The sequence below is a fragment of the Burkholderia sp. E168m15 genome, assembly GCF_016586105.1.
Taxonomy (GTDB): Bacteria; Pseudomonadota; Gammaproteobacteria; order Burkholderiales; family Burkholderiaceae; genus Burkholderia; species Burkholderia orbicola.
On sequence record NZ_BCPO01000194.1, the window covers coordinates 48,214 to 72,936 of the forward strand.

A 24,723-nucleotide genomic window follows, 5' to 3' on the forward strand; every position below is an offset into this window, starting at 1 on the left:
GAGAAGCGATTTAATCGGGAATGATTCCGCAGTCGCGCCGAGGCCAAGATACTCATCGAGCGAGGCTATAAAATCCCGCCGCAGGTCACAACGATTGGCCGCTTTGGATAAGTCTGAAGGGCCGTCCTGGGTCGGCTGTTGCCGCCCATGTCGGGCAGCAGTCGGCCTCGACAGTCGTAGGCAATCGCTCTCAAGCAGCCATTCGAACGTCGACTGTACCTTGCCAAAGGACACACGCGTGCCAATCGTATCCGTCGCGGCACGCCACGCCCTGAACGCGAAGGCGCGAATATGGGCGTGTCCGATCGTCTTGGGACACGCACACCGGACACCGGTCGATGCCGTGGCGCTTGACCCGGAATGCGACTCGGTCGCCGCTCGCCGCTACCGATAAACGGCCCGTGGCTGCGCTGGCGGGCGACAACTAAATTGACGCGAGCAGAATCATGCGCCTGGCTGACTGTGCGTCACGCCACGAGCAGACAAACGGCAGCGTGTACCCTAGACTCTTGCCGCAATGACCATCGAGTGGCCGGAGGCGGTCAACGAGAGCATCCGAGTCAGGGACGACATCGCCTTTGTCCATTTGATCAGCATCCGAGCGAGTCCCGAAAGGTTGGGCAACCGCATGGAAGCGTTGCTGCGGCAAAGCCGCTCGGCCGTCGCGGTGAAGCCTGTGAACGATAGAAGTATCCAAGGATGCTGTATGGCGACCAAGCTGTCATTTGAAGTTCTCGAAGTTTTGGATGCAATTGACCGGACCGGTACATTCGCCGAGGCGGCCGAGTTGTTGCATAGAGTTCCGTCCACGCTCACTTACCTTGTGCAAAAGCTGGAAAGCGACATGGATGTCGAACTGTTCGATCGCAGCGGCAGACGGACGAGACTCACGGAAGCGGGTCGTGCTGTTGTGGAAGATGGGCGTCGACTTTTAGACGCGGCTCGACACCTGGAGGCCAAAGCAAAAGGCATTCGAGACAGTTGGGAATCGGAGCTTCGACTATGCGTCGATGCAATCTTGCCAATCCAGTCCTTGTGGCCGTATGTCCATGCCTTCTACGACCTGGAGATGAATACCCAGCTAAGTCTTTCCACCGAGGTGCTTGGGGGCGTGTGGGATGCCCTGGTTACGCGGCGTGCCGATCTCGCGATAGGGGCGTTCGGCGAGCCGCCGCATGCCGCCAATATTGCGGCCCGGCCAATCGGAACCCTCCGGCACGTTTTTGTCGTGGCTCCGGACCATCCACTCGCCCGCATCCCCGAGCCGTTGGAGAGCGAAACGATCGCAGGATATCGAGGTGTTGTCATCAGTGACACTTCTCGCGAACTGCAACGGCAATCTGTGGCCACCCGTGACGGACAGCCACTGGTCATCGTGCCGACGCTCGCAGCTAAACTGCAAGCACTGTGTGAAGGTATCGCTGTCGGGATGCTGCCTGATTTCGTAGCGAAAGAACCGATACACGAAGGCAGGCTGGTCGCGCGTCGCATTGTGGGTGTGCGCGAGTTCACGAATGGCTACCTCGCTTGGCGCGAGGACAAGGTAGGGAACGCTTTAAACTGGTGGATTGCGCAACTAGACAGCACCGATCTGCTTGAACGGCTCTTGACGCCGCGTCAAGAGAGTAAAGGGCAGCCCGGGACGGCCACTTGCGCAGTCCGTTACTAAAGCGCGGCGTAACAGCCCATCAGTGCTAATGTCCGAGGATCTTCGCCGGTGCATGCAGTTGGACAGCCGAAGATCAGCTTGGCACTGAACCTTGCCGTTGAGTTGCCGAGGCATCCAATGGCTGCAGCGGATCGAACTGCGATGGTCGCACATTGCAGAGCATTGGCCGGCCATGTTCGGCCAGTTTCGGTCACTCGACGGTGCGGCCGGATTTGGTGACAATCAGCCGTTCTGCTCGTTTAGGCACGTAGACCCGCGATGAATCTCAACGAAAGATTAGTCGAAATAGCCCGCCAGTCGTCTTGGTGTATGTCTGCGCTGTCGGCCGCACGTGCAATGGGCCTGAAATCCTGGTGCATTGGCGCAGGGGCCATTCGTAATTTGGTCTGGGGCTCGCTTCACGGATATGTGACTCCGACACGCCCAGCCGACGTCGATTTGGCCTATTTCGACCCGTCCGATTTGTCGTCGATTCGCGATGCCGAAATCCAGCACAGCCTCACGGCGCAATGTCCCGAAATTCCGTGGGAGGTCACGAATCAGGCCGCTGTTCATCTCTGGTTCGAGAGCGCCTTTGGGCATCCGGTGCCCCCCTTCAGTTCACTGACCCAAGCCGTTGCGTCGTGGCCGGAGTACGCGACGACGGTAGGATTGACTTTGCTCGGTGACGGGACAATTGATGTCTGCGCACCATACGGACTCGACGACCTTTTTTCCATGGTGGTACGACGCAATCCTGCGCGTGTCAGCATTGATACCTATCTTCGGCGAATCCAGCAGAAAAGATACAAGGACCGCTGGCCCCGTGTGACCATCATCGTTTAGAAATGCCGCAGGCAGTCAAGGGGCGTGTTACCGACGGAAATCGACCATAGATGGTCAATCGACGCGAGAGGATTCCCGAATGCCCACAACAGCGTTCGTCGTTGATGTTCCCGCAGCCGAATCAACAGTAGCCGACCTTCGGAGCCGGTTTGATGCTACCTCTGATCTCGGCGTGCCGGCGCATATCACGGTTCTGTTTCCCTTCATGCCGCCTGACGAAATTACGCCCGATGTCCTTCGTCAGGCGCAAAGCGCGTTGAGTGTTGTGCAACCGTTCGAATTTATGTTGAGGAAGGTCGAGCGGTTTGCGGTCACCACTTATCTTGCTCCCGATCCGCCAGAACCGTTCGTCGCCTTGACGGCTGCGTTGGTCGAGCGCTTCCCCATGTTTCGTCCCTATGGTGGCGCACACGATGGCATCGTTCCGCATCTGACTGTCGCGCATGGCGATGCTGCGACAGCGCATTTGGCTGCCGTCGAGCTCGAGCATCGTCTGTCTGCGCGGGACGCGATTCGGACGTGCTGTAGCTCGGTCGCTCTGCTGGAAAACTCGTCGGGTCGCTGGAGGAAGATGCACCTGATTGATCTTCCAAATGTCTGCGTATAGTGACGATCGACCGCAGTCCGGTATGGACAGTTCCATGGCACTAGGCGTCTGGCCCACCTGAAACGAATGGCCGCTTTCTAGAAAACCGACCGTCCGCTCCGGGTCGTGTTACGCCTGTTGCATCGCGCGGCCGCCCAGCGATGTTCGTCGCGCTCATGCGTCGGGCGCGAGGCGGCCATTTTGAGACATTCGACAAAGTTGCTGGGATCCCAGACAATCGGACCGGCCCAATCTCATTGTGGGGGGAAGGTGTCACTGCAGATCGATAACGAAAGCTACATGAGTCGGCTGAGAAAGAAGGTTGGAAGCGATCTGATTTTGAGTCCGTCCGTTGCAGCTGTGATTCACGACCATGAAGGCAAATTGCTGCTTCAGGAGAAGTCGTCTGGAGAGGCGTGGAGTCTTCCCGCTGGTGGAGTTGAACTGGGCGAAAGCCCGCAAGAGGCCATCTTCCGCGAGGTCATGGAGGAAACCGGATATGTAATCCGCATTCACGGCATTCTCGGCGTGTTTGGCGGACGACTGTTTCGATACACGTATCCAAGTGGCGACCGCGTCGAATACGTAGTGACTTTGTTCCAATGCAAAATCATTGATGGCTCAGGGATACCAAGCGATCCTGAAACCACGTCAACTCGATATTTTGGAAGGCATGACATGCCGGAACTGGCGCTCCCGTATCCGAAGGACGACTTGTTTCTCCCTTTCTAAGATCACAGCGGATGCCGTTGCGGTTTCACGTGCTGCCAGATTCGGCCAGAAGCGGTCAGTCAGCGAGGCAGTATGAATTCGCGAAAGTTTTGATCCGAAGTATTGTTGCAGTGCGCTTCTCCATCGTCCTTACCTCCACCTATGTCACCTTCTGTTGACGAACTTCTCGCACTTGATGTACTGACGTTACGTGAGCACACTGAGCGAGCCGGCGACGCCTTCGACGTAGACGAGCATCGGGCGAAATTGTGCAAATCCTTGGAGATCAATGAGCTGTGCTACGTGCGACGGGACGGCAAACTCGTGGCTTATGCAATGCTTCGGCCGGAAGCAGGAGCGTGCTGGTTCGTTGGTGCGTTTGGTACTCATCCCTTGCATCGGACGTATACCGTAGTAAATGAACTGTTCGCGAAGATTGCGACGCTGGCGAGCGAACGACGGATCGGTGAGCTACGAAGCCATGTCTACAAGACCAACCGGTTGTCTATCGCGTTCCATCGCAAGCTTGGGTTTGTGGTGACTCGTGAAAACGAAAAGGGCTTCGAATTCTCCACCACACTGGATGAACTCGCCACGAAACCGGCGGTGCGGCGTGCTACCGCCAGGGCGACATCCCGTTCGGACTAGCGCTCAGGGCCACGCGTATTCACAGGCGCAACCACAAGCGAGTGCCCCGAGTACCCGAACAACTTCCGCGAAGCTTCGGGCATCAGGATGCGGACGTTGCCACCTTCATGAGGGGCCGCTTTCGGACCATGTGACTGTCTCGTGTGGGTCGGCGGTAGCCCATCGCGTCGAGTTGAATCCGCACCCAACACCGGACATTGGATCGGCGGGACTGAATCGGCGACAATCTATTGAAACCAAGTGAAACATCGACACAGGGGGCGCTGGTGTCCATCAATCGGGGCGAAACGGAAAGCACCTTCCCAACGCTGACAACTTCCCGGCTGTCATTGCGGGAGCTTTTGCCCAGCGACGCACCATCGCTGTTCGCGATGCACGGTGACGCTGAGGGTATGCGCTGGTTCGGTACCGATCCGATGACCGATATAGGCGAGGCTGACAAGTTGATTCAGGTATTTGCCGACTGGCGGCGCAGTGGCTCTGGCGTCCGTTGGGCTGTCGAGAGACTTTCGGACGGCCATTTACTTGGTACGTGCGGCCTCTTCCGATGGAATCGAAATTGGCGAAGCTGCGCCGTTGGCTATGAGCTAGCTACGTTTGCGCGTGGCAAGGGATACATGAACGAAGCGCTTTCTGCCGCGATCGATTACGGTTTCGACACGATGCAGATAAACCGTATCGAAGCCCAGGTCCACCCTCAGAACGCATCCTCTATACAAGTGCTGGAGACGCTGGGCTTTGTCCGTGAAGGGTATCAGCGTCAAGCCGGGTACTGGCGTGGTGCCTATCATGATCTCCTGCAGTTTTCGTTGTTACGTTCTGATTGCCTACGTCGTGGCTAACGAGCTGGTCAAAGCCCTCAGCTTCGCCGCATGAGCTGACCGTACCGGGTCGATCTGCGCCGGTCGCGCGTCACGGGGCGGCGGCCGGCCGCGTTCGGCCAGAAGCCGCCTTTCGTGCTTCGCCACCCGGCGTGTGCGTCTACTTGTCATCCCGAATCAGCCACGCTGACGCACGATTGAGCGCGCATGGCGCCCGACCGTTGTCACCGAAAGCTTCTGTCGATGGGCGAATTTTGTCCGGCCTAAAATCCTCTCGATCGATGTACGGGCGGGTCAAAACCGATGGAGCGCCGAGTGACGGTCATCGCACAACTTTCCGATATTCATGTCCGGCCTCACGGCGTCCTGTATCAAGACGCCGTGGATTCCAACGTCATGTTTTCGGCGGCCGTCGATTCGCTGAACCGCATTCGACCTGAGCCAGACCTGGTCGTCATCTCCGGCGACCTGACGGACGAGGGCACCGAAGACGAGTATCGAAAACTTCGTGAACTGCTCGTGGAGTTGAGGCGACCGTTCGTGGTTCTGCCGGGCAATCACGACGACCGTGGCAATCTGCGAGCCGCGTTCCCGGATCACGCGTGGCTTCCGGACGAGGGCGCACTCTCGTTCGCGCTGGACGTGGGCGAACTACGCCTCGTGGCGTTGGACACCTCCGTTCCAGGGCTACATCACGGTGACCTGGACGCCGAAACCCTGGCGTGGCTCGACACTGAACTTGCCGAGCATCGCAATCGGACCGTGGTTATCGTCATGCACCATCCACCGTTCATGACCGGCATTCCTTATCTGGACATCTACGGATTGCGAAATGCCGAGGCCTTTGCCGCGGTTCTGGCGCGCCACGACAACGTAGATCGCATTCTTGCCGGGCACGTCCACCGGTCGATGCAGACACGTCTTGGACGCGTTCCGGTACTCACCTGCCCGAGCACGACCACTCAGATTGCGCTGCGCGTTGAAGCGGACGCGCAGCCCGCTTCCTTTCTCGAACCCCCTGCATACATGCTGCATCGCTGGGCAGGTCGAGGTCAGCCAGCGGTTTCCCACTTGTGTTACGTGGGGCACTTCGAGGGCCCGTTCCCTTTCGCGTAAGCGCCCCGTCAACACATGGCGGTCGATGACGTACGAGGCATCGGCACGGCATGGACGGGCAATGACCGCTTGCGACCTCGGAGCACGTGAGCTCATCAGAGTCGCCCACCGGCGCAGCGCATTGCCGCGCCGGCAGGCTTTCCGCCCTCAATGCGCATCGACGAGCCGCGGATCGATATACGCGTCGACGTCCTGCGACTGCTTGTACACGGCGTTACGCACGTTGAACGCATTCGCGTTGCGCGTCGAGCCGTAGATCGAATCGAGCCCGTCGCCCTTGCGGAACGCACGCTTCGCGGCCGCCTCGTCGAGCAGATGCGTGCCCTTCAGCAGCGGAAGATATTGCGCCGGCGCGAGCCCGACACGCGCCGACATGATCTTGACCGCATCGGCCTGCGTCTTCGGATCGTTGATGTACGCGACGCAGCGATACCAGACCTTGATCACCTTCGCCCAGTCGGCGCGACGCGCGGCGAGACTCGCCGGCGCGACAGTGATCGCATCGTAGATCAGCCCCGGCGCATCCGCCGACGTGAAGATCGCCCGTGCGCCCGGCGCGCGCTTCAACGCCTCGCCGGCGTTCGGCTGCCATGCGGCCACCGCGGCGATGTCGGCCGACGAACCGAGTACCTGCGGCAGCTCGTTGGTTTTCGCATTCACGAGCGTGACGTCGCCGTCCTTGAGTCCGTGCTTCTGCAGCGCGGTTTCGAGCAGCAGATGGTCGACCAGGCCGAGCTCGACGCCGATTTTCTTGCCCTTCAGCGCCTCGACGGTGCGCAGCGGCGGCTTCGCGACGATCATGTCGTTGCCGGCCGAGTAGTCGGTCAGCAGGATCATCACGTTCTTCGCGCCGGACGCGCCCGTTACCAGCGCATCGCCGTTGGTCGCCGCGACCGCATCGAGCTTGCCCGCGGAAAACGCGTCGAGCGACGCCGAATAATCGAACCATTCGAAATCGACGTCGACGCCGGCCTCCTTGAACCAGCCCTTGTCGAGCGCGACCTGAAACGCGACCCAGCCGGGCCAGTCGCTGTAGCCGATCTTCAGCGGTGCGGCAGCGTGCACGGCAGGCGCCGCCCATAGCGTGGCGGCCGCGACGGCGGCGCCCAATGCATGACGGATGAAACGGAAGGACGGCAGGTGGCGAAGCGCCGGGGCGGGACGGGTCATCGTTGTTCTCCAGGAGACCGGGATCGGGATCGTCGATACGGACCGTGCGCGAGCACATGGTCCGGCTGCGTGACCGGTTCCTGCGGATGCGGAACGGACGAGCGGCCACGGAGAGGCGCGACGGCCGTTGCCATCGCCAATCTCCCGGGCTTTTGTCCCGCCGTGTAGCACGCGTGCATCCGGTCTTGCGACCGGACGAACTCGCGCCGGGCTGCTCTTGGACCAGACGTTCGATGATGAACCGGAACCCTAGCACCCCTAAGATGCGACGCCGCCGCACCTCTCGGCGTCATGCCGAGCGAGAAGCGTGCCAACGGCGCGCGGCAAGGCGATTCAACGGCGGCGGGTGGCGCGCTGAAGTTCGATGAAGCGGGCGGCGAACAGCGCGTGCAGTACGCGCCGGAGCAGGTCGAGCTTGTTCATGAAGGATCGGATATGAGGTGACGGTGCATGGGTTCAGCAATGCCCATGCCATCACGCATCGGCCGGTGGGCGAGCACGCGACGCGCACTGCACCGGTGCGCGCTTGCGTGCGCATGGTGCGCCGCGCGCCCGCCGCGAGGGCAAGCGAATGCGTCGGTCATTCGGATGTCGCGCGGCATCGCGCCGCCGGGCCGCGTCGTGCGGTCATCGAGCGGCGGCTGGCACGCAACTCGCTTATTCGATGCCCGAGAGGTGCGAAGCAATTTGCATCATCTTCAGGATCGCTAGGGTTCCGGTCGTGCGGCGTGTGCCGCGCGATGCCTGGTCCGAGAGCAATCCGGTCTTGCCTTCGCCTCGACGAGAGGAAACGGCGAGGCTCCACGGAGGGATAAAAGCCCGGGAGGTCGCGATGTCGTTCGGTCGCCCTCTCACGCCTTTTGTCCAACCGATCCCGGAGCCGCCATGTCGCCGAGCCCCCAAGCCATTCTTGCCCCGCCGCCGCACGTCGCGTGGGAAACGCTGATTCCCGCCGGAACCCACTGGTCCGGCATCCTGCGCCGCGGCCTCGCGCTGCGCATCGTCGACGTCGACGGCGGCGCGAACCTGTCCGCTGTCTTTCATCGCCAGGAAGACCTGCTCGAACGCTACAACATGGCCGACACGCTGAAGGCGCAGCACACCGCGCATCTGACGCGCGGCCATGCGCTGTATACGGACATGGGCCGCGTGATCGCGTCGATCACGGCCGACACGCTCGGCTGGCACGACCCGCTCGGCGGCGTCGGCGATGCGCGGCTGTTCGCGCACAAGTACGGCACGTCGTCGTACCAGGCCGATCGCAACGCAATGATCCGCAACGGCCGCGACAGCCTCGTGCTCGAACTCGCCAAATACGGACTGTCGGCGCGCGACCTCGCCGCGAACGTCAACTTCTTCAGCAAGCTGGATGCACGCGACGACGGCGCGCTCGAGTTCGTCGCCGGACATTCGCCGGCCGGCAGCGCGTTCGACCTGCGCTTCGAGATGAACACGCTCGCGGCGTTCTCGACCGCGCCGCATCCGCTCGATCCGCGCCCGGACTATGCGCCGAAAGCCGTGAAGCTGATCGCGTACCGCGCGTATCCGGCCGACGGCGCGGCGCCCGACGACGACCCGTGCCGGCGCGCATGCGCGGAGAACATGCGCGGCTTCGCCAACACCGACCGTCTGTTCGCATGAGGAGCGAGACCATGCCGATCATCGAAAGCCGTCTCGACCCGCGCGACGCGATCCACGACGTCACGCTGAGCGCGGGCGACCCGTGGCTGCACGACCTGAAGCGCGGGCAGACCTTCCGCATTCTCGACCTCGAAGGCAACCAGGCCGTCGACACGCTGTTCTACCGCACCGACGATCCCGAAGAGCGCTACAGCGCGCAGGACACGATCCGCTCGCAGCGCAACCTGTACCTGAGCGCCGGCAGCGTGCTCATGTCGAGCCGCGGCAACCCGATGGCGACGATCGTCGCCGATACGTGCGGCCGTCACGACACGCTCGGCGGCGCGTGCGCGGCCGAGAGCAACACGGTGCGCTATGCGCTCGACAAGCGCTACATGCACAACTGCCGCGACAGCTTCCTCAACGCGATCTCGCACTGCACGTGCGGCGCCGGCGCGCGGCTTACCAAGCGCGACCTGGTCGGCAACGTCAACTTCTTCATGAACGTGCCCGTCACGCCGCTCGGCGGGCTCACGTTCGAGGACGGCATCTCGGCGCCCGGCAAGTACGTCGAGATGCGTGCGGAGATGGACGTCACGGTGCTGATCTCGAACTGCCCGCAACTCAACAATCCGTGCAACGGCTACAACCCGACGCCCGTGCGCCTCATGATCTGGGAGGCGGAATGAACGGCCTCCACGCTCGCTTGCTTTGCATGGGGCCGGAGTACGCGCTGAAGCGCTACTCCGGGCCGACACGTTCGCTGCGGGAGGCAACATGAGATTCGCCAAAGTCCTCGTCGCGAACCGCGGCGAAATTGCGTGCCGCGTGATCCGCACGCTGAAGCGCCTCGGCATCGCGTCGGTCGCGATCTATTCGGATGCCGACCGCGACGCGCGCCACGTAGCGCTCGCCGATGAAGCCGTGCGGGTCGGGCCCGCCCCGGCGGCCGACAGCTATCTGAACGTCGCGGCGATCCTCGCCGCCGCGCGCGAAACCGGCGCGCAGGCCGTGCATCCCGGCTACGGTTTCCTGTCCGAGCACGCTGGCTTCGCCGACGCGTGCGAAGCGGCGGGCCTGCGCTTCATCGGGCCGCGCGGCGATCACATGCGCGCGTTCGGCCTCAAGCACACCGCGCGCGAACTCGCGGCCGCGCACGGCGTCGCGCTGCTGCCCGGCACCGGGCTGCTCGACGACGTCGCGACGGCGCTCGCCGAAGCCGACGCGATCGGCTATCCGGTGATGCTGAAAAGCACCGCGGGCGGCGGCGGCATCGGCATGTCGCTGTGCCGCGATGCGGCGCAGCTCGGCGCAGCGTTCGAATCCGTCGTGCGGCTCGGCGCCGCGAACTTCGCGCATGCGGGTGTCTATCTCGAGAAGTTCGTCGAACACGCGCGGCACATCGAAGTGCAGATCTTCGGCGACGGCCGCGGCGGCGCGATCGCGCTCGGCGAACGCGATTGCTCGGTGCAGCGGCGTAACCAGAAGGTGATCGAGGAAACGCCCGCGCCCGACCTGAGCGCCGCCGAGCGCGACGCGCTGCACGCGAGCGCGGTGCGGCTCGCGCGCGCGGTGGGCTACGCGTCGGCCGGCACGGTCGAATTCGTGTTCGACGCGAGCACGCGGCAATTCTATTTCCTCGAGGTGAACACGCGGCTGCAGGTCGAGCATTGCGTGACCGAGGCCGTGACGGGCGTCGATCTCGTGGAATGGATGATCCTGCAGGCCGAAGGCGACCTGCCGCCGCTCGACACGCTCGCCGTCGTACCGCGCGGCGCGAGCATCCAGGTGCGGCTCTATGCGGAGGACCCGAACAAGCAGTTCCAGCCGAGCGCCGGGCTGCTCACGCACGTTGCGTTTCCCGACGACGTGCGGGTCGACGGCTGGATCGAGGCAGGCACGGAGATCAGCGCGCATTACGATCCGCTGCTCGCGAAGCTGATCGTGCGCGGCGACACGCGGCGCGACGCGCTGGCCGCGCTGCGGGCCGCGCTCGACCAGACCGAGCTGTACGGGATCGAGACCAACCTCGACTACCTGCGTGCCGTCGTCGGCTCCGACACGTTCGCGCGCGGCGCGCCGACCACTGCCTTCCTGTCGCGCTTCGCGTTCGCGCCGCACACGATCGACGTGCTCGACGGCGGCGTGCAGACCACCGTGCAGCAGGCGCCCGGGCGCGTCGGCTACTGGAGCGTCGGCGTGCCGCCGTCGGGGCCGATGGACGATCGCGCATTCGATCTCGCGAACGCGCTGCTCGGCAACGCGCGCGACGCGGCCGGGCTGGAATTCACGATGGTCGGCGCGACGCTGCGCTTCAATACCGCGACGCTGTTCGTGCTCGGCGGCGCGCCGCTCGCGGCCACGCTCGACGGTGAAGCGGTGCCGTTCTGGCAGGTCGTGCGAGCCCGACCGGGCGCAGTATTGAAACTGGGCGGCGTGACCGGCGCGGGCGTGCGCGCGTGTCTCGCCGTCAAGGGTGGGCTGCAGGTGCCCGACTATCTCGGCAGCAAGGCGACCTTCACGCTCGGCCAGTTCGGCGGCCATGCCGGCCGCGCGCTGCGCAAGGGCGACGTGCTGCATCTGCACGCGGACGCCGGGCGCGGCGACGCCGGTGCGATGCTGGCCGCGGCCGAGATTCCCGCGCTGACGCATGCATGGACGCTCGGCGTGCTCGACGGTCCGCATGGCGCACCGGATTTCTTCACGCCGGACGACATCGCGATGCTCTACGGCACACAGTGGACCGTCCATTACAACTCCAGCCGCACCGGCGTGCGGCTGATCGGCCCGAAGCCGCAATGGGCGCGTGCGGACGGTGGCGAGGCGGGCCTGCATCCATCGAACATCCACGACAACGCGTATGCGATCGGCGCCGTCGATTTCACCGGCGACATGCCGGTGATTCTCGGCCCGGACGGGCCGAGCCTCGGCGGCTTCGTGTGCCCGGTGACGGTCGTGCGCGACGAGTTGTGGAAGCTCGGGCAGTTGCGGCCGGGCGATACCGTGCAGTTCGTGCGCGCGGGCGTGTCGGCCGGGGTATCGACTGCTGCGGTCGTGGATGCGACGCGTGACGTTGCCGCTGCCGCATCCGGCGCATCCGCCTCCTTCGACGATTGCGTGCTGCATCGCGACCCGTCGGCCGGCGGCGGCATCGGCGTCGTCTACCGGCGCTCGGGCGACCGCAACGTGCTGGTCGAATACGGGCCGCTCGTGCTTGACCTGAACCTGCGCTTTCGCGTGCACGCCCTGATGGGCTGGCTCGACGCGCACCGGTTGCCCGGCATGCTCGACCTGACGCCTGGCATCCGCTCGCTCCAGGTGCAGTTCGACGCGCGGACGCTGCCGCTCGACGCGCTGCTCGCGCATCTGCAGGCCGCCGAGCGCGAACTGGCCGACGTGGCGGACCTGCGTGTGCCGAACCGCATCGTGCATCTGCCGCTGTCGTGGGACGACCCGTCGACGCGCGTCGCGATCGAGCGCTACATGCAGTCGGTGCGGCCCGATGCGCCGTGGTGCCCGAGCAATATCGAGTTCATCCGGCGCATCAACGGCCTGGCGAGCATCGACGACGTGAAGCGCATCGTGTTCGACGCGCGCTATCTGGTGATGGGCCTCGGCGACGTCTACCTCGGCGCGCCCGTCGCGACGCCGCTCGATCCGCGGCACCGGCTCGTGACGACGAAATACAACCCCGCGCGCACCTGGACGCCGGAGAACGCGGTCGGCATCGGCGGCGCGTACCTGTGCGTGTACGGGATGGAAGGGCCGGGCGGCTATCAGTTCGTCGGCCGTACCGTGCAGATGTGGAACCGCCACCGCACCACGCGTGAATTCGAGGCCGGCAAGCCGTGGCTGCTGCGCTTCTTCGACGAGATCCGCTTCTATGAAGTCAGCGAGGCCGAACTGACTGCGTTGCGTGCGGATTTCATCGCGGGTCGCGCGACGCTGAAGATCGAGGAATCGGTGTTCGATCTGCGCGCCTACAACCGCTTCCTGCACGACGAGGCGGAGTCGATCGCCGCGTTCAAGGCGACGCAGCAGGCCGCGTTCGACGCGGAGCGCGAGCGCTGGCGCGCGGCGGGCCACGCGGAATACGTCGGCGACGCGGAGCCGGGCGACGCGCAAGCGGACCGGGTAGCGGGCGCGCTCGACGACACGCAGCGGGCGATTGCCGCCGACGTGTCGGGCAGCGTATGGAAGGTGCTGGTGGACGCCGGCGAGCGCGTGACCGAAGGGCAGGTCGTCGCGATCGTCGAATCGATGAAGATGGAGGTGGCGGTGACGGCAACGGAAGACGGCACGATCGAGACGATCGATTGCGCGCCAGGCGCGGCGGTGGTGGCCGGCCAGCGGCTGATGGTGATGAAGGCGGGCGCCGCCGAGGAGGTCGCATGAGCACGACGGACCGCCCGGTTCTGCCCGGGCTGCGCTCGATTGCCGCGCTGCGTGCCCGCTATGCGGCGGGCGACCTGACGCCGCATGCGCTCGTCGACGCGATCGCCGCGCATTTCGACGCGGGCGACCCGCACCATGCGTGGATCAGGCCGCTGACGCGCGACGAGATGATGTCGTATGCCGACGCGCTGGCCGGACGCGACATCGCGTCGTTGCCGCTGTACGGCGTGCCGTTCGCGATCAAGGACAACATCGACCTCGCCGGCATCCCGACGACGGCAGGCTGCCCCGCCTACGCATACACGCCGGCACGCAGCGCGCCGGTGATCGAGCGGTTGATCGCGGCCGGCGCGATTCCCGTCGGCAAGACCAATCTCGACCAGTTCGCGACCGGGCTCTCGGGGCAGCGCTCGCCTTACGGTGCGTGCCGCAATGCGCTCGACTCGCGCTATGCGTCGGGTGGCTCGAGTTCCGGGTCGGCGGTGGCCGTCGCGCTCGGCGTCGCGACGTTCTCGCTCGGCACCGATACGGCCGGCTCCGGGCGCGTGCCGGCCGCATTCCACGGGCTCGTCGGGCTCAAGCCGACACGCGGCGTGCTCAGCACGCTCGGCGTGGTGCCGGCCTGCCGGTCGCTCGATTGCGTGTCGGTGTTCGCGCGTTCGGCGGACGACGCGCGCACCGTGTTCGCCGCCGCGCACGGCGTGATGGACGGCGATCCGTACGGGCGGGCCTGGCAGCCGCTGTTGGGTGCGGACGGATTGCGTGTGCAGCCGGCACGCCCGCTCGCGCAATTGCGCTTCGGCACGCCGCGTGCCGATCAGCTCGAATTCTTCGGCGACGCATCGTATCGCGCGGCCTGGGGCGCGGCGCTCGAACGGCTGCGCGCGACCGGCGCGCAGGTCGTCGAGATCGACTTCGAACCGTTCCTGGCCGCCGCGCGGCTGCTGTACGACGGCCCGTGGGTCGCCGAGCGGCTGGCCGCGATCGGCGCATTCGCCGCGCGCGAGCCCGATGCGCTGCATCCGGTGATCCGCGAAATCGTCGGGGGGGCGTCGCGCTTCAGCGCCGCCGACGCGTTCGCCGCCTTCGACCGGCTGGCGGCGCTGCGCGTCGACGCGGCCCGCGCGTGGGACGGCCTCGACGCGATCGTGATGCCGACCTCGGCGACGACCGCGACCGTCGATGCGCTCGAAGCCGATCCGATCGCGATCAATTCGCGCTTCGGCTACTACACGAACTTCGTGAACCTGCTCGACCTGTCAGCGATCGCGGTGCCGGCGGGCACGTGCTCGACCGGGCCGCATGCGGGCTTGCCGTTCGGGATCACGTTCGTCGGGCGTGCGCACGACGATGCGCGGCTGCTGGATCTCGCACAGGCGTGGGGCGATGGCGCCGCCGCCGTCGACGACGTTCGGCCGCCCGCGGCCGCGATGTCGGCGCGTGCCGCCGCCGCGGGGGTCGTGCGCGTGGCCGTCGTCGGCGCGCATCTGCGCGGCGAACCGTTGAACGGGCAGCTCACGCAGCGCGGCGCGCGATTCGTCACCGCGACCACCACCGCGCCGGCCTATCGCCTCTACGCGCTGTCCGCGGAAGCAAGCGGCGGTGTCGCCAAACCGGGGCTCGTGCGTGTGCCGAACGATGGCGCGCCGATCGCGGTCGAGGTCTGGGAGATGCCGGTCGACGCGTACGGCAGCTTCGTCGCCGGTATCGCGGCGCCGCTCGGCATCGGCACGCTGACCCTCGCCGACGGTGCGCGCGTGCAGGGCTTCCTGTGCGAAAGCGTGGCGCTCGACGATGCGCAGGACATCACGCGCTTCGGCGGCTGGCGCGCTTACCGCGCGCAGGCCGCCAGCGGCGCATTGCAATGAACGCACGGTCGCGCGATGCCGCGGCATCGCGCGACCGGCACCTGAAACGATACGGAGATTCCGATGACAACGACCCGCAACACGACCGGCTGGCTCGCCGTGCGCCGCGAGCTGACGACGCGCGGCAAATGGACGCTCGCGCTGGCGTCCTTCCTGCTGCCGTTCGCCGTCTGGTGCCTGATCAGTTATGTGCCGTTCGTCTGGCATCCGCAGATGCGCATCACGAACCCGGGCAGCGTCGACTATTTCCAGACCGGGATGCAGATCGACCGCGACGTGTTCGACGACGAGCTCGCGCATGCGCGTGCGACGCACGCGGCGGTGCCCGAGGGCGAGCGCGCGAATCCGGTCTACCTGCCGGCGCCGCACCAGGTCTTGCGCGCGTTCTACACGGCGTTCACGACACCGCCCGCGTCGCGCGATGGCGTGTGGCTGCACGAAAGCCTGTGGCACAGCATCCGCATCATCTTCTGGGGCTTCGTGATTTCGTCCGCGATCGGCGTGCCGCTCGGCATCGTCTGCGGCACCTTCAGTGCGCTCGCGCGGCTGCAGGAGCCGTTCCTGGAGTTCTTCCGCTACCTGCCGGCGCCGGCGTTCGGCGCGCTGATGGTCGCGATTCTCGGCATCTATGACGCGCCGAAGATCGCGATCATCGTGATCGGTACGCTGTTCCAGCAGGTGCTGATCATCGCGAACACCACGCGCAAGCTCGAATACGGGCTGTTCGAGGCCGCGATGACGCTCGGCACGAAGAAGCTGAAGCTGCTCACGCACGTCGTGATTCCGGGCGTGCTGCCGGACCTGTATCGCGATCAGCGCATCCTGCTCGGCTGGGCGTGGACTTACCTGATCGTCGCCGAGCTGGTCGGCACGAGCTCGGGCATCACGTGGTACATCAGCCAGCAGGCGCGCTATCAGCATTTCGACAACGTATATGCGGCGATCCTGATGATCGGGATCATCGGCCTCGGCACCGACATCGTGCTCGGGCTGCTCGGCCGCCGGCTCTTTCCGTGGGACCGCACGCTGAAAGCGTGAGCGCCGCCCGCACGTCCCCATCGACCGATTTCCGCAGAGGGCATCATGCAGAACCCGCAAGCCGTTCCCGATTACCTGATTCAATCCGACGCGGTGCGCGAGCGCTTCGCGCGGCTGAAGGCCCGCGACGTGATACTCGACGTGCGACACGTCGGCAAGCGTTTCACGACGCCGCAGGGCGAGTGCGTCGCGCTCGACGACATCAGTTTCCGCACGCACCGGCGCGAGTTCGTGTGCGTGATCGGCCCGTCCGGCTGCGGCAAGTCGACGTTGATCCGGATTCTCGCCGGGCTCGACGCGCAGACGAGCGGCGACGTGCTGCTGGACGGCAAGCCGGTCGACGGGCCGGGCGCCGATCGCGGAATGGTGTTCCAGGGCTATACGCTGTTTCCGTGGCTCACGGTGAAGAAGAACGTGATGTTCGGCCTGCGCATGAACGGCAGCAGCAGCGGCGTGGCCGAGCGTGAGGCGCTGCAGTGGCTCGATCTCGTCGGGCTGACGCGTTTCGCCGACGTGTATCCGCACCAGCTGTCGGGCGGCATGAAGCAGCGCGTGGCGATTGCCCGCGCGCTCGCGAACCGTCCGCGCATCCTGCTGATGGACGAACCGTTCGGCGCGCTGGACGCCCAGACGCGGGCCAGGATGCAGACGCATCTGCTCGACATCTGGCGCAACATCGACGTGACGATCCTGTTCATCACGCACGACCTCGACGAGGCGATCTTTCTGGCCGACCGGATTCTGGTGCTGAAGGCGAACCCGGGCGGGGTGCAGGAGCTGATCGAGGTGCCGGTGCCGCGGCCGCGCGATTATTCGCAGGTCAATACGCCGGAGTTCGTCGCGACGAAGGCGCGTCTCGAAGCGCTGATTCACCCGAAGGAGGCCGCGACTGCCGAGGACGACGGCATCAAGCCGCACATGATCCGGATGACGGACGTGGCTGATAACGTCGAATAGCGTCGAATAGCGTGGAGCCGATTCATTCCGTCACGCCGCGATCCATGTCGTACCGGACCCTGCTGCTCGAGTTGACGACTTCACTGACAGCCGCACCAAAATAATGTCGTCAACTTGATTACACCCGGATTAATTTTGTCCATTCGTAGTGGACCTCGACTTCCCACGGTAAGCTGATGCATTCCTGATCGATTCTTCGGCTTGCGAGAGAAAGCGATGAAGGTAACCATTGCGTACATCGAGGAACCTCCGTTTGGATGGACCGAAGCGGATGGCACCGCGAGAGGTGCCGATCTCGAGCTCGCGGCGACGATCCTCCGGCAGATAGGCGTCACCCGCGTCGAGTATTGCCCGACGACGTTCAGCGAATTGCTGCCCGGCGTCGCATCGGGGCACTGGGACATGAACGTGCCGCTCTTCGTGACACCGCAGCGGGCCCATACCGTTGCGTTCAGCGTGCCGGTGTGGGGAATCGAGGACGGTTTCCTGGTGCGGCCCGGCAACCCGAAGGCGCTCAGGCGTTATGCGTCGATCGCCGAACGTCCCGATGCGCGCCTCGGCATCATCGCCGGACAGGTACAGCATGATTCCGCGATGGCGGCAGGCGTGAGCCGGCGGCAAATCGTCGTCTTCGAACAGCAAGCCGACGCGATCGCGGCCGTGCTCTCCGGCGTGATCGACGCCTATGCGAGCACCGCTTTGGGGAATCGCATCGTGGCGGGCCGCATAGGCAGCGCGATGATCGAGGCCGTCGCGCACGAGCCGGATGGCGACGGCAGCCAGCGGACGCCTCCGCTGGGCGCGTTTTCATTCAACCGGGAAAACCGGGATCTCCTGACGGCGTTCAATCGGCAACTGCGCGCGTATGTCGGTTCGCCGGACCATCGCGCGCGCATGGCGAGATTCGGGCTGACCGATCGCGAGATCGATCCAGCCGTCTCGCCGACAGGATAGGTCGCCGCCCGGCTGGGAACGGCAACCGTCCATTCGACTCGCAAATGGTGACCGTATGTGGGCCGGCACATCCAGCTCGTCGTCACCGACAATCAGCCCGATGCGGAAAAGACCCAGCAAGGGGTCGCCAGTGAGCGCCAGTGGTGGGTGGACGATCTCGGCGCGAAGCACGACCTGCTCAGGGGGAGCCTGTGCTGGGGGCGCATGCCGCGCCATATGGTCGACGCGGACCTCGCGAAGGGCACGCTCGTCGAGCTCCAGCGGCGCGCGTGGCACATGCGGCCCCTCACGTTCATGGTCTCGCAGCGGCGCGGATACGCGTTTTCCGGATGCGAGACGCGGCTGGTCGAACTCCTTGGCCAGTGTCCTTCGCACAGGGTGCGAAGAGGGAAGTCGACGTAACGTGCGGCCGCGTTCGGGAGTGGCGGCGATCGTTTATCGGGCGGTCGCGGTCTGATGGAGAGAGGCAAGGGCATCCGGGGGGGCAGCGTCGTCATAGGGCACGAGAGTGCTTGATTCGACCGCTCACCGAAACATCATTTTGGCCATCGCCAGACGGGATTGCCCAGATGTTCGGCGAAGTAGTCGGACAACGCCGTCACCTTCGCGGGTCGCGCCCGCGCCGACGGCGTAACGAAATAAAGCCCGCCCGTCGTCAGCGACCAGTCGGGGAGAATGGCTTCGAGACGGCCATCAGCCAGATATTCGCCCGCGATGAACTCCGGCAGTTCGGCGATCGCAAGCCCATCGAGCAGCGTCGGCAACAGCGCATCGGCGTTGGTGACGCGTAGCGGGCCCGTCGGCATCACCGACTCCTCATCGCCTGCGTCGTTCGTGAAGCGCCATACGGCACTCCGCGCGCGATACGCGTACGGGAGGCAAGGGCGATCCGCCAATTCGAGCGGATGCGTGGGGCGCCCTTCGCGCCTCAGATATTCCGGCGCCGCCACCACGAATTGCGTGACCGCACACAGCCGACGCGCGACCAGCGACGAATCCGGCAGCGCGGCGATACGCAGCGCCGCGTCGAACCCATCGGCAATCAGATCGACCGACGCATCCGATAAATGCAGGTCGATCGACACCTCCGGATACGCGCGAAAAAAGCCCGGCAGTAGCGGCGCGACCCAGCGCAGCCCGAACGACATCGGCACGGCCAGACGCACCAGCCCGCGCGGCTGCACCGACATCTCGCGCGCCGAGCTTTCCGCTTCCTCGGCCTGACGGTAGATCTCGCCGGCCTTCTCGCTGATCGTCCGGCCGAACTCGGTCAGCGAGAGCTGCCGCGACGTGCGATTGAACAGCCGCGCGCCGAGCCGGTCCTCCAGACGTGCCACCCCGCGGGAGACGGTGGCGACCGACACGCCGGTCGAGCGCGCCGCAGCGGCAAACGACCCGTGCTCGGCCACCTTCGCGAACATCGCCAACCCTTCGAAATCAGGCAGGTGCGCCATTTCCCCTCATCTTTTCATTTATGCAACGTTGGATTTCGATTGATTCTATTTCGAAAAGATCGAGCCGTCGATATTCTCCTCACATCGCAGCACGTAACACCCAACCGAAACACCCACTGATCAAACGAAAGGAGCAATACCATGGCACGCAAGCTCGACAACAAGATCGCACTCGTCACCGGCGCCACCAGCGGCATCGGCCTGGCCACCGCCCAACGCTTCGCCGCTGAAGGGGCGCACGTCTATCTCACGGGCCGCCGTCAGGCCGAACTCGATGCCGCCGTGGCGGGTATCCGTGAAGCCGGCGGCACGGCCACCGGCGTGCGTTCCGATTCCACGAAGCTCGATGAGCTCGACGCGCTGTATGCGCAAATCAAGGAAGAACAGGGGCGCCTGGACGTGCTGTTCGTGAACGCCGGCGGCGGTTCGATGCTGCCGCTGGGCAGCATCACCGAAGCGCACTACGACGACACCTTCGACCGCAACGTGAAGGGCGTGCTGTTCACCGTGCAGAAGGCGCTGCCGCTGCTGGCCGATGGCGCATCGGTGATCCTGACCGGCTCGACGGCGGGTAGCGCGGGCACCGCTGCGTTCAGCGTGTATTCGGCTTCGAAGGCGGCGGTGCGTGCGTTTGCGCGTAGCTGGATTCTCGACCTCAAGGACCGACGCATCCGCGTGAACACGATCAGCCCGGGCGCGACCCGCACGCCCGGCCTGCTCGATCTCGCCGGCGACGATGCGGGTCAGCGGCAGGGGCTTGCCGATTATCTGGCGGCGCAGATTCCGATGGGGCGCCTCGGCGAGCCGGGCGAGATTGCGGGCGCGGCGCTGTTCCTGGCGTCGGACGACGCGAGCTTCGTGAACGGCATCGAATTGTTCGTCGATGGCGGCCAGCAGCAGATCTGAGCGGGGGTGATCGGCGCGACGGGGGACATGCGGTCGCGTCGATCGCCTTCAGTGCCGGCACGAGCGCGTCGGTGTGTGTCGTCGCGGTGCCGCCGACCGTGCTCGGCGGCGAAGCGGCGGGGGATCGACTGGCGGTTGCCGGCCGGAAGCAGCCGGCAGTTCCATCTCCGAAACTGACGGCCAAACGACTGCTCCACTCGGAAATCCGACGGTAGGTCCCTTTCCGGACCTCGGCCTTGGCAATCAATGGCCGATAAAAAGCAATGGCCGGCTCTGCATTCAGACCGGCCATTTGCTATTCGACGCTGAAAACGGCTGGAGAGGGTCGGTCAGCACAACCGTACCCAAGGGATGCTCATGGACCTGCGACCGGAGGTGTTCGCGCTGTCGCGAGTTGTCCTGTAGTTCATTGGGATGAATTTGTGATCACAAACATGATTATTTTCGAGATATCATCGATAAACACACAATGTTGTGATCACATCATGAGTGACATGCGATGAACGACGCTTTGAGCGACTTCCTGACCCGGCACCGCATCCGCGAGGTGGAGTGTGTCATCCCCGACATGACGGGCATCGCGCGCGGCAAGATCCTGCCGCGCGATCTGTTCACGGCGTCGGGCGAGATGCGCATCCCCAAGAGCGTGCTGCTCAACACCGTGAACGGGCAACAGCCCGACAACAGCCCCTTCGTCGGCGACACCGACCCCGACATGGTCTGCAAGCCCGACGCCGCCACCGTGCGCATCGTGCCCTGGGCAGCCGAACCGGTGGCCGTGGTCATCCACGACTGCCTGGAATGGGACGGCCAGCCGGTGCAACTGTCGCCCCGCGCCGTACTACGCCGCGTGCTGGCGCTGTACGAAGCACGCGGCTGGCAGCCCGTCGTGGCACCCGAGATGGAGTTCTACCTGGTGGCGCGCAATCAGAACCCGCACGAGCCGCTGCAGCCGCCGCTGGGGCGCACCGGAAAGCCCGAGGTGGGGCGGCAGAGCTACTCCATCGACGCGGTGAACGATTTCGATCCCTTCTTCATGGAACTGTCCGCCTTCTGCGACCAGCACCAGCTAGGCGTGGAAACGCTTATCCACGAGGCCGGCCCGGGGCAGATGGAGATCAACTTCAGCCACGGCGAACCGCTCGACCTGGCCGACCGCGTTTTCCTGTTCAAGCGCACGGTGCGCGAGACGGCGCTGCGTCACGGCGTATTTGCCACTTTCATGGCCAAACCCATGGAGGGCGAACCCGGCAGCGCGATGCACATTCATCAGAGCATCAACGACGGCGAAGGCCGCAACATCTTCAGCAATACCGACGGCACCGCCAGCGAACACTTCCACCACTTCATCGGCGGACTGCAAACCTACATCCCGCAGGTGATGCCGATGCTGGCGCCCTACGTCAATTCATACCGGCGGCTGGCGCCCTACATGTCGGCACCCATCAACGTGCGCTGGGGCCAGGACAACCGCACTTGCGGTATCCGCGTCCCCAAGTCCGGCCCCGGCGCCCGCCGGGTTGAAAACCGCGTGCCCGGCGTCGACGCCAATCCCTATCTGGCCATGGCCGCCACGCTGGCCTGCGGCTACATCGGCATGCGCGACCGGCTGCACCCCAGCGAGCCCACCGAAGGCAGCGCGTGGAACGTCGCCCACGAACTGCCGCGCCATCTCGAAAACGCCATCGAGGCCATGCGTGCCTGCGATGCGATGAAGGAGGTACTGGGCGAAACCTTCGTCGACGCGTTCTGCGCGGTGAAGGAACTGGAATTTTCCACCTACAACCGGGTGATCAGTTCGTGGGAACGAGAGCACCTGTTACTGCTGGTTTGAGGAGTCCGTCATGAACCACACGCTTCCACATACCGGCATCGAGCACGAACGCGTACAGGCCTTGCTCGCCCATGAGCGCGCCGAGTACGCGCAACGCAACCCGAAGTCGCAGGTGATGTCCGCACGCGCCGCGCCGCAGCTGATGTTCGGCGTGCCGCTGCACTGGATGAACGACTGGTCGACGCCTTTCGCGCTGCACGTGGCCCAGGCCCAGGGGGCACAACTCACCGATGTGGACGGTCACACGCTGGCCGACTTCTGCCTGGGTGACACGGGCGCCATGTTCGGCCATTCGCCCGCCGTCGTGACCGAGGCACTGGCGACCCAGGCACGGCAGGGCCTCACCACCATGCTGCCCAACGAGGACGCATCCGTCGTGGGTGAATTGCTGGCTCGGCATTTCGGTCTGCCGAAATGGCAGTTCGCGATGACGGCCAGCGACGCCAACCGTTTCTTGCTGCGCTGGGTACGTGCCGCCACCGGGCGGCGTACCTTGCTGGTGTTCAACGGCTGCTACCACGGCACGGTCGATGACGTCTTCGTCGACCTGGTGGACGGCCAACCCACGCAACGCGCCAGCCTGCTGGGCCAGGTGCACGATCTCACCATCACCACGCGCGTGGTGGAATTCAACGACCTGGCCGCGCTGGAAGCCGCGTTGGCCCCGGGCGACGTGGCCTGCGTCCTGGCCGAGCCAGTGATGACCAACATCGGCATGGTGCTGCCCGAACCGGGCTACTGGGCGCAGGCGCAAGACCTCATCCGCCGCCACGGCAGCCTGCTGGTACTGGACGAGACCCACACGCTCAGCAGCGGCCCCGGCGGCTATGCGTGCGCTCACGGCCTGCAGCCCGATGCCGTGGTGGTGGGCAAGGCACTGGGCGGCGGCATGCCGTGCGCAGCCTATGGTTTCAGCGCCGCACTGGCCGAGCGCGCCGAGGCCGCCAAGCGCACGGCACCGCCGGGCCACTCGGGCATCGGCACCACGCTGACCGCCAACCTGCTGGCCATGGCGGCGATGCGCGCCACGCTCACGCATCTGATGACGCCCGAGGTCTTCGCCCCGATGCACGCGCTGGCCGAGCAACTGGCCGCCGGGCTGCGCACGATCATCGCCCGCCACGGCCTGCCCTGGTGCGTCACCCAGGTGGGCGCCCGGGTGGAGTTCCAGTTCTGCCCGCAGCCGCCGCGCAACGGCAGCCAGGCCGAGGCGGTGATGGATGCCGAGCTGGAGCACGCGCTGCATCTGGCGTTGCTGAACCGCGGCGTACTCATCACGCCTTTTCACAATATGATGCTCGTCTGCCCTGACACGACCCGGATGCACGTGCAGCGCCTGCTCGCCGCATTCGACACCGTGCTGGCTTCGCTCACCGCCGCTGCCGATTCATGAGTCACGACATCGAACCCACCACCACTCAGCAAGACACGATCTACGCCACGTTGCGGCAATGGGTCACCGTAGGCCGCTTCCTTCCCGGCGAGCGCTTGAAGATCCGCAACGTGGCAGCCGAGATGGGGGTGGGGCAGATGCCGGTGCGCGCCGCGCTGCAGCGTCTGGCTGCCGAAGGTGCGCTGGTGAACGTGCCCAACGCCGGAACGATCGTCCCCAGGCTGACGGTGCCCGAGTTCGACGACCTGCTGCAAATGCGCATGCTGCTCGAAGGCGAGGCCGCCGAGCGCGGCTGCCTGAGGCTGGAGCCGGCCGAACTCGCCACGCTGCGCAAGCTTTGCCAGCGCATGGCGAAGGCGTTGAAACACCCTGCGGATCAGCCGGCTCGCGCCAGGAAGTCCGCGGGAGACAAACCAACGCTGAAGCAGCCCGCGGTTTCGTTGAAGGCCGACCAAGCCACCGATTACCTCGCCGCCAACGAAGACTTCCATGTCCTGCTCTACAAGGCGGCCGGCTCGCCGTTGCTGTTCGAGCTGATCGATACGCTGTGGCTGAAGGCCGGCCCGATCTCGAACCGCCTCTTCGACACGTCCGAAGCCTCCGCCGTGTTGAACGACGCCCACGAAGACCTGATGGATGCGCTGGACAGGCGGGATGCCGCCGCGGCGCGACGCGCAGTGGAGCGCGACATCTTCGTGGCGGGACAGTTTCTGAGGTCGACACTGAAACGCGATTGACCACGGGTGTGACGGTCGGCA

At 65.1% G+C, this 24,723-nt stretch carries 20 protein-coding genes, 1 pseudogene and 2 riboswitches; of the genes and pseudogenes, 19 read left to right on the forward strand and 2 right to left on the reverse strand.

The window, feature by feature from the left end; all coding sequences use genetic code 11:
* Positions 1–706: 706 nt before the first annotated feature.
* From JMF86_RS30995 to JMF86_RS31025, 7 genes are all read left to right on the forward strand, one after another.
* Positions 707–1,669 carry a LysR family transcriptional regulator gene (locus JMF86_RS30995; RefSeq protein ID WP_011549123.1) on the forward strand — a complete coding sequence of 321 codons (963 nt, stop codon included), beginning with the start codon at positions 707–709 and terminating at the stop codon, positions 1,667–1,669.
* Between the two features lie 258 nt (positions 1,670–1,927).
* A complete protein-coding gene (locus JMF86_RS31000) occupies positions 1,928–2,494 on the forward strand; it encodes a nucleotidyltransferase family protein (RefSeq protein ID WP_082409482.1) in 567 nt (188 codons plus the stop codon).
* 79 nt (positions 2,495–2,573) lie between these two features.
* A complete protein-coding gene (locus JMF86_RS31005; protein WP_078041965.1) occupies positions 2,574–3,101 on the forward strand; it encodes a 2'-5' RNA ligase family protein in 528 nt (175 codons plus the stop codon).
* Positions 3,102–3,380: 279 nt separating this feature from the next.
* On the forward strand, positions 3,381–3,812 hold the full coding sequence (locus tag JMF86_RS31010) for an NUDIX domain-containing protein (protein ID WP_011694945.1): 432 nt from the start codon (positions 3,381–3,383) through the stop codon (positions 3,810–3,812).
* A 141-nt stretch (positions 3,813–3,953) separates the two neighbouring features.
* Positions 3,954–4,439 carry a GNAT family N-acetyltransferase gene (locus tag JMF86_RS31015; RefSeq protein ID WP_227745890.1) on the forward strand — a complete coding sequence of 162 codons (486 nt, stop codon included), beginning with the start codon at positions 3,954–3,956 and terminating at the stop codon, positions 4,437–4,439.
* Positions 4,440–4,705: 266 nt separating this feature from the next.
* Complete coding sequence (locus JMF86_RS31020; protein ID WP_011549118.1) at positions 4,706–5,281, forward strand: GNAT family N-acetyltransferase; 576 nt, start codon at positions 4,706–4,708, stop codon at positions 5,279–5,281.
* Between the two features lie 294 nt (positions 5,282–5,575).
* The gene (locus JMF86_RS31025) at positions 5,576–6,376 is read left to right on the forward strand and encodes a phosphodiesterase (protein ID WP_078041971.1); all 801 of its coding nucleotides are present in this window, start codon (positions 5,576–5,578) and stop codon (positions 6,374–6,376) included.
* 147 nt (positions 6,377–6,523) lie between these two features.
* Here the strand turns inward: JMF86_RS31025 and JMF86_RS31030 are convergent, their stop codons facing one another.
* A complete protein-coding gene (locus tag JMF86_RS31030; protein WP_011549116.1) occupies positions 6,524–7,546 on the reverse strand; it encodes an ABC transporter substrate-binding protein in 1,023 nt (340 codons plus the stop codon).
* 139 nt (positions 7,547–7,685) lie between these two features.
* Positions 7,686–7,810: riboswitch (guanidine-I (ykkC/yxkD leader) on the reverse strand.
* Between the two features lie 432 nt (positions 7,811–8,242).
* A riboswitch (guanidine-I (ykkC/yxkD leader) is annotated at positions 8,243–8,374 on the forward strand.
* Positions 8,375–8,431: 57 nt separating this feature from the next.
* Between JMF86_RS31030 and JMF86_RS31035 the strand changes: the two genes are divergently transcribed.
* The 8 genes and pseudogenes from JMF86_RS31035 to JMF86_RS31070 all read left to right on the forward strand — a co-directional run.
* Complete coding sequence (locus tag JMF86_RS31035; RefSeq protein WP_011549114.1) at positions 8,432–9,187, forward strand: urea amidolyase associated protein UAAP1; 756 nt, start codon at positions 8,432–8,434, stop codon at positions 9,185–9,187.
* An 11-nt stretch (positions 9,188–9,198) separates the two neighbouring features.
* The gene (locus JMF86_RS31040) at positions 9,199–9,855 is read left to right on the forward strand and encodes an urea amidolyase associated protein UAAP2 (RefSeq protein ID WP_011549113.1); all 657 of its coding nucleotides are present in this window, start codon (positions 9,199–9,201) and stop codon (positions 9,853–9,855) included.
* A gap of 88 nt (positions 9,856–9,943) precedes the next feature.
* Complete coding sequence (uca, locus tag JMF86_RS31045; protein ID WP_011549112.1) at positions 9,944–13,561, forward strand: urea carboxylase; 3,618 nt, start codon at positions 9,944–9,946, stop codon at positions 13,559–13,561.
* Complete coding sequence (atzF, locus tag JMF86_RS31050; RefSeq protein ID WP_011694943.1) at positions 13,558–15,429, forward strand: allophanate hydrolase; 1,872 nt, start codon at positions 13,558–13,560, stop codon at positions 15,427–15,429. The genes uca and atzF overlap by 4 nt, the downstream gene beginning before the upstream one ends.
* A 63-nt stretch (positions 15,430–15,492) precedes the next feature.
* Positions 15,493–16,467: an ABC transporter permease gene (locus JMF86_RS31055; protein WP_011549111.1), complete on the forward strand. Its 975-nt coding sequence runs from the start codon at positions 15,493–15,495 to the stop codon at positions 16,465–16,467.
* A gap of 45 nt (positions 16,468–16,512) precedes the next feature.
* On the forward strand, positions 16,513–17,424 hold the full coding sequence (locus JMF86_RS31060; protein WP_011694942.1) for an ABC transporter ATP-binding protein: 912 nt from the start codon (positions 16,513–16,515) through the stop codon (positions 17,422–17,424).
* A 216-nt stretch (positions 17,425–17,640) separates the two neighbouring features.
* Complete coding sequence (locus tag JMF86_RS31065) at positions 17,641–18,378, forward strand: transporter substrate-binding domain-containing protein (RefSeq protein ID WP_011549109.1); 738 nt, start codon at positions 17,641–17,643, stop codon at positions 18,376–18,378.
* A 60-nt stretch (positions 18,379–18,438) separates the two neighbouring features.
* A pseudogene (locus JMF86_RS31070) lies at positions 18,439–18,780 on the forward strand (LysR family transcriptional regulator); the annotation flags it as partial.
* Positions 18,781–18,914: 134 nt separating this feature from the next.
* On the opposite strand, the gene JMF86_RS31075 reads toward JMF86_RS31070, so the two are convergent.
* Positions 18,915–19,832 (reverse strand): LysR family transcriptional regulator, encoded by a 918-nt coding sequence (locus JMF86_RS31075; RefSeq protein ID WP_011549107.1) that lies wholly within the window; start codon positions 19,830–19,832, stop codon positions 18,915–18,917.
* Positions 19,833–19,973: 141 nt separating this feature from the next.
* On the opposite strand from JMF86_RS31075, the gene JMF86_RS31080 reads away from it, so the two are divergent.
* From JMF86_RS31080 to JMF86_RS31095, 4 genes are all read left to right on the forward strand, one after another.
* A complete protein-coding gene (locus tag JMF86_RS31080) occupies positions 19,974–20,738 on the forward strand; it encodes an SDR family NAD(P)-dependent oxidoreductase (protein ID WP_011549106.1) in 765 nt (254 codons plus the stop codon).
* 499 nt (positions 20,739–21,237) lie between these two features.
* The gene (locus JMF86_RS31085; protein ID WP_011694940.1) at positions 21,238–22,572 is read left to right on the forward strand and encodes a glutamine synthetase family protein; all 1,335 of its coding nucleotides are present in this window, start codon (positions 21,238–21,240) and stop codon (positions 22,570–22,572) included.
* A gap of 10 nt (positions 22,573–22,582) precedes the next feature.
* Positions 22,583–23,965, forward strand: coding sequence for an aspartate aminotransferase family protein (locus tag JMF86_RS31090; RefSeq protein ID WP_011549103.1), 1,383 nt, complete (start codon positions 22,583–22,585; stop codon positions 23,963–23,965).
* Entirely contained in the window at positions 23,962–24,702 is a 741-nt protein-coding gene (locus tag JMF86_RS31095; protein WP_011549102.1) for a GntR family transcriptional regulator, read from the forward strand. The genes JMF86_RS31090 and JMF86_RS31095 overlap by 4 nt, the downstream gene beginning before the upstream one ends.
* The last annotated feature ends 21 nt before the right edge of the window (positions 24,703–24,723 follow it).

Excerpts from the sequence above, each read along its gene's own strand:
- JMF86_RS30995 (WP_011549123.1), top strand. The coding sequence starts at position 707 with ATGGCGACCAAGCTGTCATTTGAAGTTCTCGAAGTTTTGGATGCAATT.
- JMF86_RS31000 (WP_082409482.1), top strand. The coding sequence starts at position 1,928 with ATGAATCTCAACGAAAGATTAGTCGAAATAGCCCGCCAGTCGTCTTGG.
- JMF86_RS31005 (WP_078041965.1), top strand. The coding sequence starts at position 2,574 with ATGCCCACAACAGCGTTCGTCGTTGATGTTCCCGCAGCCGAATCAACA.
- JMF86_RS31010 (WP_011694945.1), top strand. The coding sequence starts at position 3,381 with ATGAGTCGGCTGAGAAAGAAGGTTGGAAGCGATCTGATTTTGAGTCCG.
- JMF86_RS31015 (WP_227745890.1), top strand. The coding sequence starts at position 3,954 with ATGTCACCTTCTGTTGACGAACTTCTCGCACTTGATGTACTGACGTTA.
- JMF86_RS31030 (WP_011549116.1), bottom strand. The coding sequence starts at position 7,546 with ATGACCCGTCCCGCCCCGGCGCTTCGCCACCTGCCGTCCTTCCGTTTC.
- JMF86_RS31035 (WP_011549114.1), top strand. The coding sequence starts at position 8,432 with ATGTCGCCGAGCCCCCAAGCCATTCTTGCCCCGCCGCCGCACGTCGCG.
- JMF86_RS31040 (WP_011549113.1), top strand. The coding sequence starts at position 9,199 with ATGCCGATCATCGAAAGCCGTCTCGACCCGCGCGACGCGATCCACGAC.
- uca (WP_011549112.1), top strand. The coding sequence starts at position 9,944 with ATGAGATTCGCCAAAGTCCTCGTCGCGAACCGCGGCGAAATTGCGTGC.
- atzF (WP_011694943.1), top strand. The coding sequence starts at position 13,558 with ATGAGCACGACGGACCGCCCGGTTCTGCCCGGGCTGCGCTCGATTGCC.
- JMF86_RS31055 (WP_011549111.1), top strand. The coding sequence starts at position 15,493 with ATGACAACGACCCGCAACACGACCGGCTGGCTCGCCGTGCGCCGCGAG.
- JMF86_RS31060 (WP_011694942.1), top strand. The coding sequence starts at position 16,513 with ATGCAGAACCCGCAAGCCGTTCCCGATTACCTGATTCAATCCGACGCG.
- JMF86_RS31065 (WP_011549109.1), top strand. The coding sequence starts at position 17,641 with ATGAAGGTAACCATTGCGTACATCGAGGAACCTCCGTTTGGATGGACC.
- JMF86_RS31075 (WP_011549107.1), bottom strand. The coding sequence starts at position 19,832 with ATGGCGCACCTGCCTGATTTCGAAGGGTTGGCGATGTTCGCGAAGGTG.
- JMF86_RS31080 (WP_011549106.1), top strand. The coding sequence starts at position 19,974 with ATGGCACGCAAGCTCGACAACAAGATCGCACTCGTCACCGGCGCCACC.
- JMF86_RS31085 (WP_011694940.1), top strand. The coding sequence starts at position 21,238 with ATGAACGACGCTTTGAGCGACTTCCTGACCCGGCACCGCATCCGCGAG.
- JMF86_RS31090 (WP_011549103.1), top strand. The coding sequence starts at position 22,583 with ATGAACCACACGCTTCCACATACCGGCATCGAGCACGAACGCGTACAG.
- JMF86_RS31095 (WP_011549102.1), top strand. The coding sequence starts at position 23,962 with ATGAGTCACGACATCGAACCCACCACCACTCAGCAAGACACGATCTAC.